The following is a 15,688-nucleotide window of genomic DNA, read 5'->3' as shown; positions in this document are numbered from 1 at the left end:
TCCTCAGGCGGGAACAATGGCGACGGGGATCGCGCTTTGCAGCGACTGGCCGGTGATGGGGTCATAACGGACGGTTTCGCTGACCAGGCGGTTGGTGGAATTGCCGCGCTCGCGCACCTGGTCGGGGCCGACCTCGGGACCGCCGAACGCATGTGCCATCGACACGACGCCGGGGCGCATACCCGCCGCGGCGCGCGCCTCGGCGACGACCTCGCCCGCCGCCGAACGGATGCGGACGATGTCGCCCTCGCGGCACGGGATACGCGCCATGTCGTCGGGATGCAGGAAGGCGGGATTGGTCGTGCGTTTGGCGGTCAGGGCGGTCAGGTTCTGGCCGGTCGAATTGAAGCGGTGGCGGCTGCGCCGCGACACCATGCGGTACGGGAAATCGGGCGTCGGCTGGTCGGCTGTGGCATAGGCGATGAGCTGATCGGGCATCGCCCCGGCGCAAAGGTCGAAGCGGCCGGGCGCATCGGGATCGCCGGGTTCGACGATCGGGTGGAGATCGGGATAGATGACGGCTTTCCCGTCAACGGTATCGGCGCGGACCTGGCTGGGCGCGACGACGCAGCCCGCGCTCATCAGGTCGAGGAAGGTCTGCTTGCTCGGCTTGGCGTCCATCGGGCAGGGGCCGCCGGCGAGCGGGATCGGGGTGCCGATCCGGTGGGCAAGACCCCAGAGCATTTCCCATTCCTCGATCAGGTCGCCGGGGGCGTCGATCATCGCCTCGGTATAGCGGGCGTAGGGGATTTCGTACCACCATTCGCTGAGGTTGCTGATGTCCTCGCGCTCGAGGCACATGGTCGGGGCGAGGATATAGTCCGAGCGTTTGGCGGTCGCCGACCCGGCGTTGACGTCGACGCTAACGAGCAGCTCCAGGCCGTCCAGCGCGCGCGTCATCTTGTCCTGATCGGGAAAGGCGACCACGGGGTTGCCGCCGATCGAGATCAGCGCGCGAATCTGGCCCTCGCCGGGCGTGAGCATCTCGTCGGCGAGCACATTGCACGGCATTTCCATGCCGAGGTGGGTCAGGCCGCGGATGCGCGACGCGGGAAAGCCTTCGCCATAGAGCGCCATCGGCGGCGCGACCTGGGCGCGGCGCGGCGTCGCGGCGGTAAACACACGCGGGATCGAGCTTTTCTCACCCTCGCGGCAAAAGCGCCCGCAGATGATATTGAGCGACGACACGAGATATTGGGTCAGTGTGCCCTGACCCGCCATTTCGGGGCCGGTGCCGGTCGACACCACGCCCTTTGTACCGCTCGCAAACATGCGGGCTGCGGCGACGAGCTGGCCTTCCTCGACCCCGGCGCGTGCGGCGGCAACGGCCGGGGTGAAGTCGGTGACGGCGCGCTGCAACTCGTCAATCCCGTCGACATATTGTTGGACGAAGCCCTTATCGTAGAGCCCCTCCGACAGGATCACATGGATGATCCCAGCAAGCATCGCCGGATCTTCGCCCGGGCGCACCGGCAAATGGATATGCGCCAGTGCCGCGACGTCGCTTGTCCGGGGGTCGGCAACAATCAGCTTGAGTCCCTTGTCCAGCGCATCGCGCAGGCGGCGCGAGGGGGAGAAAGGCGGCAGCCCGCCCGGCGGGCCATAATGCGAGACGATCGGGTTGTTGCCGATGAAAAAAGCGACATCGGCCTCGGCGAATGTGTGCATGCCGCCCATCCAGTTGCCGTAACGCATCGTCGTATAGACTTTGGCGGGCTGGTCGAGGGTCACCGAGGTATAGATGTTGCGCGTGCCCAGCCCCTGCGCGAACGCCATCGCACTGCCGACCCCGGCGCTGTTCTGAAACGCATAGGTGCCGCCATAGACCGCGACTGCGTGCGGGCCATGTTCGGCGATGATTGCCGCGAGCTTGGCGCCGATCTCGTCGAGCGCGGTTTCCATCGCGATATCCTGAAACGCTCCATCGACGCGCTTTTGCGAAACCGTTAGGCGTTGCGGCCCATGATGCGCTTCGGGCAATTGGCGGCCCTTGATGCAGGTATAGCCGCCGAACACCGGGTCGTCGGGATCGCCCTGCACCTTGGTGACGCGGCCCGCGTCGATCGTGACGAGCATCGCGCAATTGGCATGGCAGAAGCGGCAGAAACTGCGGCGAACCTCAGGCATCATATCTCTCCCTGATCGCACCCTACGCCCTCGCGCATCCTAAGCGACTGGCACTTTTGGCGGTGGTTGCGGGCCAAGCGCAGGCGCAGTTTCCGGTTAAAGAACAGGGAGAGTATCGATGCCGACATCGCGCCAATGGCTGCTGAACGGACATCCGCGCGGGCGCGGGATCGAAGATGGCGATTTCGTGTTGGCCGAAAAGGAGGTCAGCGCGCCGGGTGACGGCGAAATCCTGCTCAAGACGCTCTATCTGGGGTTCGACCCGGCGCAAAAGGGCTGGATGGAAAATATCGCCGACTATGTGGCGCCGATGGCGATCGGCGACGTGATGCGCGGCAGCGGGATCAGCGAAGTCGTGGAGAGCCGCCATCCCGGCTTTGCCGCGGGCGATCTGATCATGGGGTCGACGGGCTGGACCGAATGGCATGTGTCGGATGGCACGGGGCTGGTCAAGATCGACACCGCGCTGCCGCCGACCGCGATGCTGTCGGTGCTCGGGACCACCGGGGTGACGGCGTATTGCGGGTTGTTCAAGGTCGCGCGCCCGGTCGCGGGCGATACGGTGTTGGTGTCGGGCGCGGCGGGGGCCACCGGATCGGTCGTCGGCCAGCTCGCCAAGATCGCGGGGTGCCGGGTGGTCGGAATCGCGGGCGGCGAGGACAAGTGCCGCTGGCTGGTCGACGAAGCAGGCTATGACGCCGCGATCGACTACAAGGCGGGCGATGTGCGGCGGCAGATCAGGGACCATTGCCCCGGCGGGGTCGATGTCATTTTCGACAATGTCGGCGGCGCGATCCTCAACGACATGCTCGGCGAGATTGCGACCGGGGCGCGGATCGCGATCTGCGGCGGGATCAGCCGCTACGAAACCGGGTCGCTGCCCGCCGGGCCGCAGAATTATTTCAATCTGGTCTTTCGGCGCGGCACGATGGCGGGCTTTATCGTGCTCGATTGGGCGGCCGAATTTCCCGCGATCCGCAAGCGGCTCGAGGGGTTCGTCCAGGATGGGCGGCTGACCTATCGCGAGGATGTGCAGCAGGGGTTTGAAAACGCCCCGGCGACGCTGAAGCGCCTGTTCAGCGGGCAGAACCGCGGCAAGCAATTGTTGCAACTATAAGGAGATCGACATGGGCAGGCTGGCAGGCAAGCGCGCCGTCATCATCGGCGCGGCATCGGCGGGCAATATGGCGCAGGTGACCGCGCGGATCTTTGCGCGCGAAGGGGCGACGGTGCTGGTGGCGGGGCGCAAACAGGCGCCGCTCGACGCCTTTGCGGCCGAAATCGGCGGCCATGCCGCGCTGTGCGACATCACCGACAAGGCGTCGGTGTTCGCGCTCGCCGATACGGCGAAAGCGACGATGGGCGGGGTCGACATCGCGATGAATGCGAGCGGCTGGGGGCTGCTCAAGCCCTTGCTCGACGTGACCGAGGATGAGCTGGCGGCGATCGTCGCCTTGCAGTTCACCGGGGTGCATCATTTCCTCCAGGCGTTCGTCGGCGCGATGCTGGCGAACGAGCCGAGCGGCGGATCGATCATCCAGGTCTCGTCAGCGACGACGCGATCGCCGATCAGCAACCATGCCGCCTATATCGGCACCAAGACGGGGTCGGAGGCGCTGATCCGCTGCGTCGCCAATGATTTCGGGGCGGCGGGGATCAGGGCGAATATCGTCTCGCCGGCGTTCACCGAATCGCCGATGACGCAGGATGCGTTTGCGACCCCGGGGTTGGTCGATGCCTTCCTGCCGCGCTATCCGCTGGGACGGCTCAATACGGCGGAGGATGTCGCCAACGCCTGCCTGTGGCTGGCGAGCGACGAGGCGTTTGTGACCGGCGAGAATTTGCAGCCCAACGGCGGGCTGGCTTTGCGGGGCAATCCGCAGGAGGCCGATATTGCCGCGGCGGTCGGTGCGGCGATGGCGAAGTTGCAGGACGGCTAGCCAATCTGCCGCTCGCGCCCTTCCCAATAGGGCGCGCGCAGCTCGCGGCGCAGGATCTTGCCCGACGGGTTGCGCGGCAAGGCGGCAATGAAATCGACCGATTTGGGGCATTTATAACCCGCGATTCGGGTCCGCGCCCAGCCGATGATCTCGCCGGCGTCGGCGCTTGTCCCGTCCTTCAGCACGACGCACGCCTTCACCGCCTCGCCCCATGTGGCGTCGGGAACGCCGACGACGGCGACATCGGCGACCGCGGGGTGGCCGTAGATCGCATTCTCGACCTCGGCCGGGTAGACATTCTCGCCGCCCGAGATGATCATGTCCTTGACCCGGTCGTGGAGGTAGAAATAGCCGTCCTCGTCGGTGTAGCCCGCGTCGCCGGTGCGCAGCCAGCCATCGCCGTCGATCGTCTCCGCCGTCGCCTCGGGCCGCCCCCAATATTCGCGCATATTCGCCTGGCTGCGGATCGCGATCTCGCCGATTTCGCGCGGCGGCAGGACATGACCCTCGCCGTCGATCACCTGCATCTCGACCCCGCGCAGCGGCTTGCCGACCGATCGCATCCGCTCATTGCCCGCGGGGTCATGGTCCTCGGGCGGCAGCGCCGCGATCGTGCCCGATGTCTCGGTCATCCCGTACATCTGGACGAAGCCGCAGCCGAAAATATCGATGCACTGGCGCAAGAGGTCGAGCGGGATCGGCGAGGCGCCGTAAGCGATGTGGCGGAGGCGCGAGAAATCGACTTCGCGCGCCCGCGGCTGGCTGACGATGATCTGCATCGCCGCGGGGACCATGAAGATTTTCGAGATGCCATAGGTCTCGATCAGGTCGAGCACCCCGCCGGGGTCGAACTCGCGGGTGATGACGCCGGTCGCGCCATTGGTCATCACGGTGATGCCGTAACCGGTGCCGCCGATGTGGAAACAGGGCATCGCGACCAGGCCGACGTCATCCTCGTCCCACCGCTCCCAATCGGCCTGCAGCGCCGGATCGCGGTCGAGCTGCGAGCGCAGCACCGATCCGTTGGTCAGCACCGCGCCCTTGGGTTTGCCGGTGGTGCCGGAGGTATACATCTGGATCACCGCGTCCTGCTCGCTGCGCGGGACGTCGGGATCGGTGGCGGGGAAGGCGCCGCGCCAGCTGCGATAATCGGCAAAGCCGTTTGCCGCGCCTTCGGTCGCGATGACATGCGCGACGCCGGGAAAAGCGTCGCGGTTCGCGGCGACCAGATCGGTGAATTCGGGCCCGACGAACAGGATGCGTGCGCCGCAATTGTCGATGATCCACGCGATTTCGGGGATCGCGAGCCGCCAATTGACCGGCGTCATCACCCCGCCCGCCTTGGCCACCGCGACCACCAGTTCGAAATAGAGGTCGCTGTTCTTGCCGAGATAGGCGACGCGGTCGTCGGGGTTGAGGCCGAGGGCGATCAGGGCGTTCGCGGCGCGGCTGCTGTTCGCGTCGAAATCGGCATAATTTGTCGCGCGGCCCTCGAAATGAAAGAGGATGCGGTCGGGGCGCTCGCGGGCGTTGGTCCGCGCGACGTCGGCGATCCGCTGAAAGGCTGGCACCGTCACAGACTTCCTCTCCCTTTTCAGGCGTGACCGAACGCCTGCCGGTAGAGACTGGAGTCGGCCGCATAGAAATTGCAATGGAAACCCGACGGGACGCGGAACGGGACATGCACCGTCGCGAGCGGTCCCGCGGCGATGTCGAGCGCGGCAAAGATCGCCAATTCGCTCGTCGCCGCGCCGGCGCGGTGGACCAGCGTCATCGCATAGCCATCGCCTTCGCCCGCCGCGCCGACGCGGGGCGCGAAGATCAGCTCGCCGCACGAGGTGCCTTTGCTGAAATGATAATAATCCTCCGTGCCGCTCACAGTGTCGAACCGCAGCACCGCGTCCATCCCCTCGGCGCGCCCGTCGCGGCTGTTGAGATTGATGTTGGCAAAGCTGTGGCGCGAGGCGCGCGTCATGAAACGGTCGTCGGGGCGCGGGAATTGAATGTCGCGGTCGTTGAGCGTTTCTTCCTTGAGCCAGCTGCCTTCGCCCGACGGGTCGATCGTCCAGCGGCGCAGGCTCTGCTGCGTGTCGCCGTGGGTTCGTTTGACCCCTGTTTCGTCGGGGAAGAGAGCGGTGCCGTTGGCGGCGGCGACATCGGCGATGATCTTGCCGTCCGCTTCCCACACATTGAGTTCGTGGAACATGTGGCGCGGTTCATAGTCGAACCAGCGGACGTCGCTCGCCGATCCGCCACGCGGCATGATCGCGAATTTGGTCGGGCGATTGTTGACCCACGCCGTCATCGGCCCACCCTTCATAAAGCGGCCAAGGTCGGCGTCGATCGGAATGACCGGAAACACGACCCAGTTTTCGGTCAGGAAAAATGTGTGCATCAGCGCGTTGTGCGGCATGTCGATCAGCTCGGCCTTGGTCACCCGGCCGCTGGCGTCGATCACGTCATAGCGGATTTGCGGCGCCCCCATCGGGCCGTTGATCATGGCGCCCAGGTTGATCAGCTCGCCCGTCGCATGGTCGACCTTGGGGTGCGCCGAAAAGGTGGTGGTGATCGTGCCGCCATAATGTTCCTCGCCCAGCGTTGCGAGGGTGCGCGGATCGAGCGCGACCGCAGGGGCGCCCTCCATCAGCGCGAGCAGTTTGCCGCCATGGACGATGATATTGGTGTTGGCGGTGTTGTAGCGTTTGCCCGCCACCGACGGGTCGGCGGTCATCGGATTGCCGAACATGCCGAACAATCGCTGCCTCGCGGCTTTTTCCAGCTCAAATTTCTCGGTCCGGACCCAGCGGTTCAGCATCGAAGCGCGACCGCGCTCGATGTGAAAGGCGTAGACCATGCCGTCGCCGTCGAACCAGTGATAGTCGCCCTCGCGCGTCGGATAGAGGGGTTCGGGGCCGTTGCGATAGAAAACCCCGACGAGGTCGTCGGGGATTTCGCCTTCGACGATCAGGTCGGGGGCGGTCGCCTCGAACCGCACCGGTTGATGATGCCCCGACAGATAGGGGTGATCGAAAAATGCCTTGGCCATCAGCCGATCACCCCCGGATATTCTAGAATTTGAAGCCGAGTTCGACACCATAGGTGCGGGGCTCGATACCGCCCGAGAAGGTAAAGAGGCCGGCGACCGGCAAGGTGCTGCCGATGTCGCGGACGTTGGTCAGATTGCGACCAAAGACGGCAACACTGACCTCGCCGCTGCCGGTGAGGAAGGTGTAGGACACTTGCCCCGACAGATTTTCGCGGTCCTTGGTAAAGCAGCGGAAATCATTGGTCACCGCACCGAACACGATCGGCCGGTTGGCGGTGATGCAGGTCGCCGTCTTGCTTTGGAAGCGCAGCAGCAGATTCGCATCGAACCGCCCCGAGCCCACTTCCCTCGAATAATTGGCCCCTGCCGAAATCTGGTATTTCGGGGCGCGGCGCAAGGTCAGCGTCGACACATCGTCGCCGATATTGTCGCCGTTCAAATCCTTGAGAAACGTGCCATATTTGGCATCAAGATAGCTTGCCGATGCCGTGAAGTTCAGTTCGTCGGACGGCTGGATGATGAGTTCCAGTTCGGCACCGGTAATCGTCGCCGAGGCGGCGTTGCCGACGACCGTTTCCTGCGGCTGGGCCGATCCCGGCGGTGACGGCTGGACGACCTCTTCCTGCTTGTTGTCATATTTTGTGTGGAACAGGGCAATGTTGGTGCGCAAGGTGCGGTCGAGCCAGTCGGCCTTCAAGCCGATTTCAAACGCATCGACGGTTTCGGGGAAATAGGGGCCAAGCGACGTCGGCGACGCCGCGCGTCCGTTGAAGCCGCCCGACCGGAACCCGGTCGAATAGGAGCCATAGACAATCTTGTTGTCGCCGATTTCATAGGTCGCATTGGCGCGCCAGGTGAATTTTCCGAACGACGCCTCGCCCGAACAATTGGTCGCCGGTCCGTAAGTCGGCAGTCCCGCCAGCGGCCCCGGCCCAAAGACCCCCGTCACGCGAACGCACGACCGGCCGTCGAATGTCGGCTGGCTCAGCTCGACCAGCCCGACGACCTGGCCGTAATTGTTGAAGGTTTCCTTTTTGTCGCGGGTATAGCGCCCGCCGACCGACAGTTTAAATTTGTCGCTCAACGTGAATTGCGCGTCGGCGAAGCCGGCATAGGAGGTGGCCTTGTTGTCGGTATAGGCGCGCAGCGTCGCTCCCGTGGGGCTTTGTGAGGGCACCGGACCCAGCCGGGTGAATTGGTCGAGCTGGTAATTGCTGGTGTAATAATAGCCGCCGACCAGCAGGTTGACCGCATCGCTGAGCTCGGCCAGCACGCGCAGTTCCTGGCTGAATTGTTCGAATGACTGGATACGCCGGGTGGCAAAAAAGTCTGCCGAACTGCCGTCGAAATCCTGCGCCACATTCTCGTCATTGGTGCGATAGCCGGTGACCGAATAGAGCGTGATATTGTCGCTCAGCGACCAGGTGATATTGCCGGTCAGCGCGTCGGTGTCATTGGTGACGTCATGCGGTGCGCGTTGATAGGTGCCGTTGACGCCGCGATCGGGAAGGGCGAACCGGTTGCACTCGGCGACCGGTGAAAATCCGGGTACGCCTGCGGCGAGGCAGATCAGGTCGAGGCTCGACGAGGTCGGGATCGAAACCGTCTCGCCGCGCTCGCGGGTGTGTTCATAGGTGATCTCGGCCGAAAAATCGCTGCTCGGCTCGATCAGCGCGGTGACGCCGCCGGTCAGCGTTTCATATTTGCCGTCGCGGCCGCCGGTGCTGAGGTTGCGGACAAAGCCGTCGGTCTTGTCATAATAGCCGAATGCCTTGATCGCGATGAAATCGCCCAGCTTGCCGCTGTTGAGGACGAGGCGCGCGCTTTTGGTGTCGAACCGGGCATAGGAAAAGCGGCCCTTCGCGCTGAATTCATCGGTCGGCGTGCTGCGCTTGACTTCGATCACGCCGCCGATCGTGTTGCGGCCGAACAGGGTTCCTTGCGGACCGCGCAGCACCTGCAGACTTTCGAGATCGAAGCTGTCGAGCAGCTGGCCGGTGTTGGTGCCGATGAACACGCCATCGACGACGACGCCGACGGTCGGGTCAAAACTTTTCTCGATGTCCTCGAACGAAATGCCGCGGATGGAAATCGCAGCGGCGCTGGGACCGGCTGAAACGCTGTCGATCACCAGGCTGGGAACGCGTCCCGCGACATCGCGAATGTCCTGCACCATGCCGGTATCGAGCGCCTCGGCGTCCAGGGCGGTAATCGCGACCGGCACCGACTGCGCGCTTTCCTCGCGCTTTTGCGCGGTGACGACGATTTCGCGGATGCCGCCTTCTTCGGCGGCGGGTGCGTCCTGCGCGGCGGCGGGGCTGGCGATCGCCAGCGCCGCGAGCGATACGGTGGCCAGGGCGGCGGGCAGCATTCGGGCATGCGTGGACATTGGATTTCCTCCCTCTCGCGCCAGCGCATAGGCTCGCCGGTCACGCTAGAGGGCAAGGTCCGCTTTATACCCCGAATGAACAATCATCAAAAATATCAGGCACGCCTCAGCGGCGTCCAGAGGCTTGAATCTACTGGCGTTGTGTCGCGCCGCCGTCGACGAAAAGCCCGTGACCCGACATGAATCGCGCATCATCCGACGCCAGAAAGGCGGCGACGTCGGCGATGTCATCGGGTTGGCCGAGCCGGCCGAGCGCCGCCTTTTCAATCCAATGTTGTTTGAACGCGGGCATGGCGGTGAAGGCGGGCGCGGTCATCGGCGTATCGATCGCGCCCGGCTGGATGCAATTGGCGGTGATCCCGAACGCGCCCACTTCGGCGGCGACCGATTTGGTCATGCCCAGGACGGCGTGTTTCGACGCGCTGTACGCGGTCATCCCCGCTTCGCCAAAGCTCGACATCACCGATCCGATCAGGATGATCCGCCCGTGCGGCGATTGTTTGAGCAGCGGCAGCGCGTCGCGCATCAGGCGGAACACCGCGGTGACGTTCACCGCCATCATCGTCTCGAAAAATTCGTCGCTATGCCCGTCCAGCGGCTGCATGCCGGTGATCCCGGCGCAGGCGACGATGATGTCAAGGGCGCCGAAGCGGGCCTCGGCCGCCGCCGCCAGCCGCGCGTTGATCCCCGCCTCGGTGACGTCGGCGACGATGTCGACATCGCCGGCGCGGTCGACCGTCAACACCCGCGCGCCGTCGGCGGTCAGCCGCTGCGCGGTCGCCAGACCGATCCCCGATCCGGCGCCGGTCACCAGCGCGACGCGGCCGTCCAGGCGCCCCGCCATCAGAGCGAACTGCCGCCGTCGATGCGGAATTCGGCCCCGGTGGCAAAGGCCGATTCGTCGGAGGCGAGATAGAGGACGATCGCCGAAATCTCTTCGGGTTTGCCGAGCCGTCCGACCGGATGCGTCGCGACCCAGCTGTCGTACAGCGCCTGGCCGTCGGCGACCTGCGCCATCACCTTGTCGAGGATCGGGGTGTGGATCGCGCCGGGGTGTACCGAATTGCAGCGGATGCCGTAGCCCTTGCGGGCATAATGCAGCGCGACCGATTTGGTGAGGTGGGTGACCGCGGCCTTGGCGGCATTATAGGCGGCGAGATCGCCCTGCGCGCGCACCCCGCACATCGACGACATGTTGATCACCGACCCGCCGCGATCCTTCATCTTGGGGATGACATGTTTGCAGCCGAGAAAGACGCCATCGACATCGACCGAAAATTCGTGACGAAAGGCCTCCAACGTCAAATCCTCGATCGACCCGTGCGTCGTGATACCGGCATTGTTGACGAGAATGTCGATGTGGTCGCAGGTGGCGAGCGCGGCGAGCCATTCGGCCTCCTGCGAGACGTCGAGCCGGATGAAACGCTGGCCGAGCTCGGCGGCGAGTGCTTCGCCCGCGGCGGTGTCGATGTCGGCGATGACGACGCGCGCGCCCTCGGCGACAAAGCGGCGGACGATGTCGAGCCCCAGCCCCGACGCGCCGCCGGTGACAAACGCCGTCTTGCCGGCGATCCGCCCGCTTGCTTCTGCCATCGCATCCTCCTTTATTTTCTTTGCCCACTATCATGCCGGGCGGCGGCCGAGGGGACTATTTATTGCGCTAGGTGCGGGGACGGCGCCGACGGTTCCAAGGTCAGGCCGGGACAGGAGAGGCCGGATGGCGACGGACTGGGACTATATCATCGTGGGCGCGGGGTCGGCGGGCTGCGTGCTCGCCGAGCAGCTGAGCGCCGACCCGCACGTCCGCGTGCTGCTGCTCGAAGCGGGCGGGCGCAACGACAGCCGCTGGGTCGCGATCCCCAAGGGGGTCGCCAAGCTGGTCACCAATCCCGACCATATCTGGGCCTATGGCGTGGCGCAGCCGCGCGGCGACGGCGGCGCGCCCGGCGAGGTTTGGATCCGCGGCAAGGGGCTGGGCGGATCGTCGGCGGTCAACGGCATGATCTGGAGCCGCGGTGAGCCCGCCGATTATGACGAATGGGAAAAACTGGGCTGTACGGGCTGGAATGGCGAGGCGATGACCGACGCATTCCGCAAGCTGGAGGATCATGGGCTGGGCGCCAGCGCGATGCGCGGCGCGGGCGGGCCGGTCGGGATCGCGCCGAAAATCCACAGCTATCCGCTCGCCGAAACAATGGTGCAGGCGGGGACCGAAATGGGGCTGCGGCCCGTCGACGACCTCAACGCCGCGACCTCGGACCGCGTCGGCTTCTATGCGCATAATGTCCGCCGCGGGCGGCGCGAAAGCGCGGCGACGACCTTTCTGGCGCGCGCCAGGAAGCGCGCGAACCTGCACATCGTCACCCACGCGATGGCCGAGCGGCTGATCGTCGAAGGCGGGCGCGTCACCGGCGTCGAGGCCGGAGTCGCGGGCCAGCCGCAGCGTTTCGCGTGCGCCGGCGAGGTGATCGTGTCGGGCGGCACGCTGGAAAGCCCGCTGCTGCTCCAGCGGTCGGGCATCGGTCCCGCCGCGGTGCTGCGCGCCGCCGGGGTCGAGCCGCTGATCGACGCGCCCGACGTCGGCGGGCGGATGCGCGAACATCTGGGCTTTTCGATGCCGCACCGCCTGGCGCGCGACGTCGGCAGCAACCGCAGCTTTTATGGGCTGGGGCTGGCGCGGGCGATGGCCCAATATGTGCTGACCCGCGGCGGCATCATGGCGACGGGGCCATTCGAGGTCGGCGCTTTCCTGAATCTGACCAGCCGCGACATGCGCCCCGATTTGCAGCTTTATCTGGGCGGCTACACCTTTGCGCTCGGCGACGACAAGCATCCGGTGCCGCTCAGCAGCATCGACCGCAAGCCGGGGATGACGATCTATGGCCAGCTCCTCCGCCTGACGAGCGAGGGCAGCATCCTGATCGCCGGGCCCGGCAGCGATGCGCCGCCGACCATCACGCCGAACTGGCTGTCGACCCGCGACGACGAGCGCACCGCGATCGCCGCGGTCCATGCGATGCGCCGCTATATGGCGCAGCCGGCGCTGGTCGGGCTGGTCGAGCGCGAGCTGCTGCCGGGTGCGGCGGTGCAGAGCGATGCCGAAATCCTCGCCGCCTTCCGCCGTCTGGCGACCTGCGGTCTCCACGGTGTCGGCACCTGCCGGATGGGCAGCGACAATCGCGCCGTGACCGACGCACGGCTCCGCGTCAAAGGCGTAGACGGGCTGCGCGTCGTCGATTGTTCGGTGATGCCGTCGCCGGTGACAGGGAACACCAACGCCCCGGCGATGGCGCTCGCGCTGCGCGCCGCCGGGCTGATCCGCGAGGATCGGCAGACGCTGCGCGCGGTGGCCTAGGCGCTCTCGCGCTCGTTCAGCCAACCGATCCCGCGGCGCAGCAGGTCGTAAAAGACCGGAAGATCCCACGCGCAGCGGTCGACCGTCGGCCACCAGTCCATCATCGGTTGCAGGTCATAATGACCGCGGCAATGGCCGAGCGTCAGATAAAGCACCGCGCCGGCGCCATGCTGTTTGATGTAGAAGACCGGATAGGTGCCGGGTGCGTCGTCGGCCTCGACAAAGCCCGTGCCCGGCCCGGTGCATTCGGTGTCGAGCAGCACGTGCAGGTCGCCATGGGTTTCGAGATGGTAAAGCTCGTCGGTCGTCTCGAACGGTTCGATCCCGTCCACCAGCGGATGGTAGGGATCGGCGACGCGCACCGTGTAGGGCTCGATCGCCGGATGGCTGATGAATTGCGACCCCAGCAGGTCCATCATCAGCGGCGCCCAACGCGGCGCATCCCAAACCCCGCTGTCGAGCAGGCGCAGGATCGAATTGGTACCGTGCAGCGCGTACCAGCGCCCGCCTTTGGTCAGCCAGCGCTTCAGCGCCTCCTGGGCGGGGAGAGACGGGGTGACGTCGCAGGTGTAGGTGATCAAAATATCCGCCGCTTCGATCGCGTCGATATTGTCGTAATTTTCGAAAACCCGGGTGCGTATCCGCTGGTCCTCGGCGAGCAATTTCAGCAGCTCCAACCGCGCAAAATCCATATCGTGCCAGACGCCGCCGCAGATCAGCACGCAGTTTATGCGGGGCGGATGCTCGCTATCGCTCATCGTCGATTCTCTCCAATTTATGCGCCTATCATGCGGATGGCGCGGCGGCACGTCACCTTGCTCAAATGATAGGTTCCTGTCGCTTGCGAAACTGGCAAGAAGCCGGAGAGAGGAGAGGTGCGATGCAGCAGAGACTGCGCGACAAGGTCGCTTTGGTCACCGGCGGGACAAGCGGGATCGGAGCCGCCACGGTCGGTCGTCTGGTCCGCGAAGGCGCCAAGGTCGTCTTCACCGGATCCAACGCCGATGCAGCGGCCGCAGTGGAGAGCGACACCGGCGCAATCTTCCGCGCCCACCGCGTCGAGGATGCTTCGGCGTGGGACGCGCTTATGGCGGAGATTGAGGCCGAATATGGCCGTCTCGACATCGCCTTTGCCAACGCCGGGACCGAGGCGGGCGATGCGAGCGTCGAGGATATCGATATCGGCGCCTGGAACCATATCGTCGGCGTCAACCAGACCGGGGTAATGCTGACCGTTCAGCACGCGATCCGCGCGATGGCAAAAAATCCGCAAGGTCCGACAGGATCGATCATCGTCAATTCATCGATGAACGCGCTGCGCGCAATGGGCAATTATGCCGCCTATTCGGTGACTAAGGCCGCGGTCGTCGCGCTGGTCAAATCGGCGGCGATCCATTGCGCGGGCAAAGGCTATCGGATCCGCGTCAACGCCATCCTGCCCGGGGTCGTCGAAACCGACATGATTCGCGGCGTTATCGATCGTTCGCCCGATCCGGCAGCGGCGCGCGGCGCGTTCGAGGGCATGGCGCCGATGAAACGGATGGCGCAGCTTGACGAGATCAGCGCGCTGGTCGCCTTTCTCGCCAGTGACGAAGCCGCGTTTATCTCGGGCAGTGATTATGTGATCGACGGCGCGACAACCGCGGGGATGATGGGGGTTTAACCCCGGTCGATCATGAACAGCCCGCGATGCTCGCGCGGTTCGCAACGCTCATATTGCGGCGGCACCGCGATCTGGGCGCCGAGTGCCGCGGCGGCGTGCCATGGCCAGCGCGGATCATAGAGCGCGGCGCGCGCGATCGCGACCAGATCGGCGTCGCCGCCCGCGATGATCGTTTCGGCCTGCGCCGGGTCGGTGATCAGCCCGACCGCGATCACCGGCATGGTGACCCTGTCCTTGACGCGGCGGGCGAGCGGCACCTGATAGCCCGGCGCGAGCGCGATCTGCTGCGCCGGATCCAGCCCGCCGCTCGACACGTTGATCGCGGCGCAGCCGCGCGCTTCGAGCGCCTGCACAAACACGATCGTCTCGTCGATCGACCAGCCGCCGGGGGTCCAGTCGGTGCCCGACACGCGCACCGTCACCGGGCCGTGGCCGCCAAACGCATCGTGCACTGCGTCGAAGACTTCGAGCGGAAAGCGCATCCGGTTTTCCAGGCTGCCGCCATAATCGTCGTCGCGCCGGTTCGAGAGGGGAGACAGAAACTGGTGGAGCAGATAGCCATGCGCGGCGTGCAGCTGAACCGCGTCGATCCCCAGCCGCGCGGCGCGGCGGGCCGCATCGGCAAAGGCGGTGCGGGTGCGGGCGAGCCCGGCGGCGTCGAGCGCAACGGGTGCATGGTCGGCATCGAGAAAGGGAAGCGCCGACGGGGCTACCGTCTGCCAGCCCTTGGTCGCATCGGGGGCGATTTGTCCGCCGCCGTCCCACGGCTTGGCGGTGCTCGCCTTGCGACCGGCATGCGCCAGCTGGATCGCGATGGGCATGTCCGACCATGACCGCAGTGCGGTCAGCACGCGCGCCATCGCAGCCTCGGTCGCGTCATCGTAAAGCCCGACATCGCCGTAGCTGATCCGTCCGTCGGGCAAGACCGCGGTGGCCTCGATCGTCAACGCACCGGCGCCGGACAATGCGAGCTGACCCAGATGCATCAGATGCCAGTCGGTCATCTGGCCGTCCGTGGCCGAATATTGGCACATCGGCGCGATGATGATGCGGTTGGCGAGCGGCAATCCCCCGATTGCGATCGGCTCGAACAATTTTGCCACCATCATCTCCCGCCCGGCATCACCTGATCCACCGTCCCAACGGGCCGCTGATCTCGCCGCAAGCG

General features: G+C 65.6%; 12 protein-coding genes. 4 read left to right on the top strand and 8 right to left on the bottom strand.

Annotation, left to right across the window (positions count from 1 at the left end; translation table 11 throughout):
• Positions 1–3 precede the first annotated feature (3 nt).
• On the bottom strand, positions 4–2,127 hold the full coding sequence (locus tag FFS68_RS00920) for a molybdopterin-dependent oxidoreductase (RefSeq protein ID WP_137751424.1): 2,124 nt from the start codon (positions 2,125–2,127) through the stop codon (positions 4–6).
• 118 nt (positions 2,128–2,245) lie between these two features.
• Here FFS68_RS00920 and FFS68_RS00915 point away from each other — a divergent pair, with 118 nt between their 5' ends.
• Together FFS68_RS00915 and FFS68_RS00910 are read left to right on the top strand one after the other, a co-directional pair.
• Complete coding sequence (locus FFS68_RS00915; RefSeq protein ID WP_137751423.1) at positions 2,246–3,244, top strand: NADP-dependent oxidoreductase; 999 nt, start codon at positions 2,246–2,248, stop codon at positions 3,242–3,244.
• Between the two features lie 10 nt (positions 3,245–3,254).
• A complete protein-coding gene (locus FFS68_RS00910; protein ID WP_137751422.1) occupies positions 3,255–4,067 on the top strand; it encodes an SDR family oxidoreductase in 813 nt (270 codons plus the stop codon).
• Here the strand turns inward: FFS68_RS00910 and FFS68_RS00905 are convergent.
• The 5 genes from FFS68_RS00905 to FFS68_RS00885 form a co-directional block, all read right to left on the bottom strand.
• On the bottom strand, positions 4,064–5,644 hold the full coding sequence (locus FFS68_RS00905) for a fatty acid--CoA ligase (RefSeq protein ID WP_137751421.1): 1,581 nt from the start codon (positions 5,642–5,644) through the stop codon (positions 4,064–4,066). The two genes, FFS68_RS00910 and FFS68_RS00905, sit on opposite strands and share 4 nt — an antisense overlap.
• Positions 5,645–5,661: 17 nt before the next feature.
• Positions 5,662–7,113, bottom strand: coding sequence for a carotenoid oxygenase family protein (locus FFS68_RS00900; protein ID WP_171003693.1), 1,452 nt, complete (start codon positions 7,111–7,113; stop codon positions 5,662–5,664).
• A gap of 22 nt (positions 7,114–7,135) precedes the next feature.
• Positions 7,136–9,502, bottom strand: coding sequence for a TonB-dependent receptor (locus FFS68_RS00895; RefSeq protein WP_137751419.1), 2,367 nt, complete (start codon positions 9,500–9,502; stop codon positions 7,136–7,138).
• A gap of 130 nt (positions 9,503–9,632) precedes the next feature.
• Positions 9,633–10,346 (bottom strand): SDR family NAD(P)-dependent oxidoreductase, encoded by a 714-nt coding sequence (locus FFS68_RS00890; protein ID WP_249339956.1) that lies wholly within the window; start codon positions 10,344–10,346, stop codon positions 9,633–9,635.
• The gene (locus FFS68_RS00885) at positions 10,346–11,095 is read right to left on the bottom strand and encodes a glucose 1-dehydrogenase (RefSeq protein ID WP_137751417.1); all 750 of its coding nucleotides are present in this window, start codon (positions 11,093–11,095) and stop codon (positions 10,346–10,348) included. Before FFS68_RS00885 ends, FFS68_RS00890 begins: the two co-directional genes overlap by 1 nt.
• Positions 11,096–11,219: 124 nt before the next feature.
• Between FFS68_RS00885 and FFS68_RS00880 the strand changes: the two genes are divergently transcribed.
• Positions 11,220–12,857: a GMC family oxidoreductase N-terminal domain-containing protein gene (locus tag FFS68_RS00880; protein WP_137751416.1), complete on the top strand. Its 1,638-nt coding sequence runs from the start codon at positions 11,220–11,222 to the stop codon at positions 12,855–12,857.
• Here the strand turns inward: FFS68_RS00880 and FFS68_RS00875 are convergent.
• Positions 12,854–13,615 carry a ThuA domain-containing protein gene (locus FFS68_RS00875; protein WP_137751415.1) on the bottom strand — a complete coding sequence of 254 codons (762 nt, stop codon included), beginning with the start codon at positions 13,613–13,615 and terminating at the stop codon, positions 12,854–12,856. The two genes, FFS68_RS00880 and FFS68_RS00875, sit on opposite strands and share 4 nt — an antisense overlap.
• A gap of 122 nt (positions 13,616–13,737) precedes the next feature.
• Here FFS68_RS00875 and FFS68_RS00870 point away from each other — a divergent pair, with 122 nt between their 5' ends.
• Positions 13,738–14,520: an SDR family oxidoreductase gene (locus FFS68_RS00870; protein ID WP_137751414.1), complete on the top strand. Its 783-nt coding sequence runs from the start codon at positions 13,738–13,740 to the stop codon at positions 14,518–14,520.
• Here FFS68_RS00870 and FFS68_RS00865 read toward each other — a convergent pair.
• The gene (locus FFS68_RS00865; RefSeq protein WP_137751413.1) at positions 14,517–15,629 is read right to left on the bottom strand and encodes an NADH:flavin oxidoreductase/NADH oxidase; all 1,113 of its coding nucleotides are present in this window, start codon (positions 15,627–15,629) and stop codon (positions 14,517–14,519) included. The two genes, FFS68_RS00870 and FFS68_RS00865, sit on opposite strands and share 4 nt — an antisense overlap.
• Between the last annotated feature and the right edge of the window lie 59 nt (positions 15,630–15,688).

It is taken from the genome of Sphingopyxis sp. L1A2A, assembly GCF_005502465.1.
Taxonomy (GTDB): Bacteria; Pseudomonadota; Alphaproteobacteria; order Sphingomonadales; family Sphingomonadaceae; genus Sphingopyxis.
Note: the sequence above shows the minus strand (reverse complement) of the source record. Positions and strands in the feature narration are given on the sequence as shown.

What these genes read in the sequence shown, in the direction of transcription:
- FFS68_RS00920 (WP_137751424.1), bottom strand. Translation starts at nt 2,127, where the DNA reads ATGCCTGAGGTTCGCCGCAGTTTCTGCCGCTTCTGCCATGCCAATTGC.
- FFS68_RS00915 (WP_137751423.1), top strand. Translation starts at nt 2,246, where the DNA reads ATGCCGACATCGCGCCAATGGCTGCTGAACGGACATCCGCGCGGGCGC.
- FFS68_RS00910 (WP_137751422.1), top strand. Translation starts at nt 3,255, where the DNA reads ATGGGCAGGCTGGCAGGCAAGCGCGCCGTCATCATCGGCGCGGCATCG.
- FFS68_RS00900 (WP_171003693.1), bottom strand. Translation starts at nt 7,113, where the DNA reads ATGGCCAAGGCATTTTTCGATCACCCCTATCTGTCGGGGCATCATCAA.
- FFS68_RS00895 (WP_137751419.1), bottom strand. Translation starts at nt 9,502, where the DNA reads ATGTCCACGCATGCCCGAATGCTGCCCGCCGCCCTGGCCACCGTATCG.
- FFS68_RS00890 (WP_249339956.1), bottom strand. Translation starts at nt 10,346, where the DNA reads ATGGCGGGGCGCCTGGACGGCCGCGTCGCGCTGGTGACCGGCGCCGGA.
- FFS68_RS00885 (WP_137751417.1), bottom strand. Translation starts at nt 11,095, where the DNA reads ATGGCAGAAGCAAGCGGGCGGATCGCCGGCAAGACGGCGTTTGTCACC.
- FFS68_RS00880 (WP_137751416.1), top strand. Translation starts at nt 11,220, where the DNA reads ATGGCGACGGACTGGGACTATATCATCGTGGGCGCGGGGTCGGCGGGC.
- FFS68_RS00875 (WP_137751415.1), bottom strand. Translation starts at nt 13,615, where the DNA reads ATGAGCGATAGCGAGCATCCGCCCCGCATAAACTGCGTGCTGATCTGC.
- FFS68_RS00870 (WP_137751414.1), top strand. Translation starts at nt 13,738, where the DNA reads ATGCAGCAGAGACTGCGCGACAAGGTCGCTTTGGTCACCGGCGGGACA.
- FFS68_RS00865 (WP_137751413.1), bottom strand. Translation starts at nt 15,629, where the DNA reads ATGATGGTGGCAAAATTGTTCGAGCCGATCGCAATCGGGGGATTGCCG.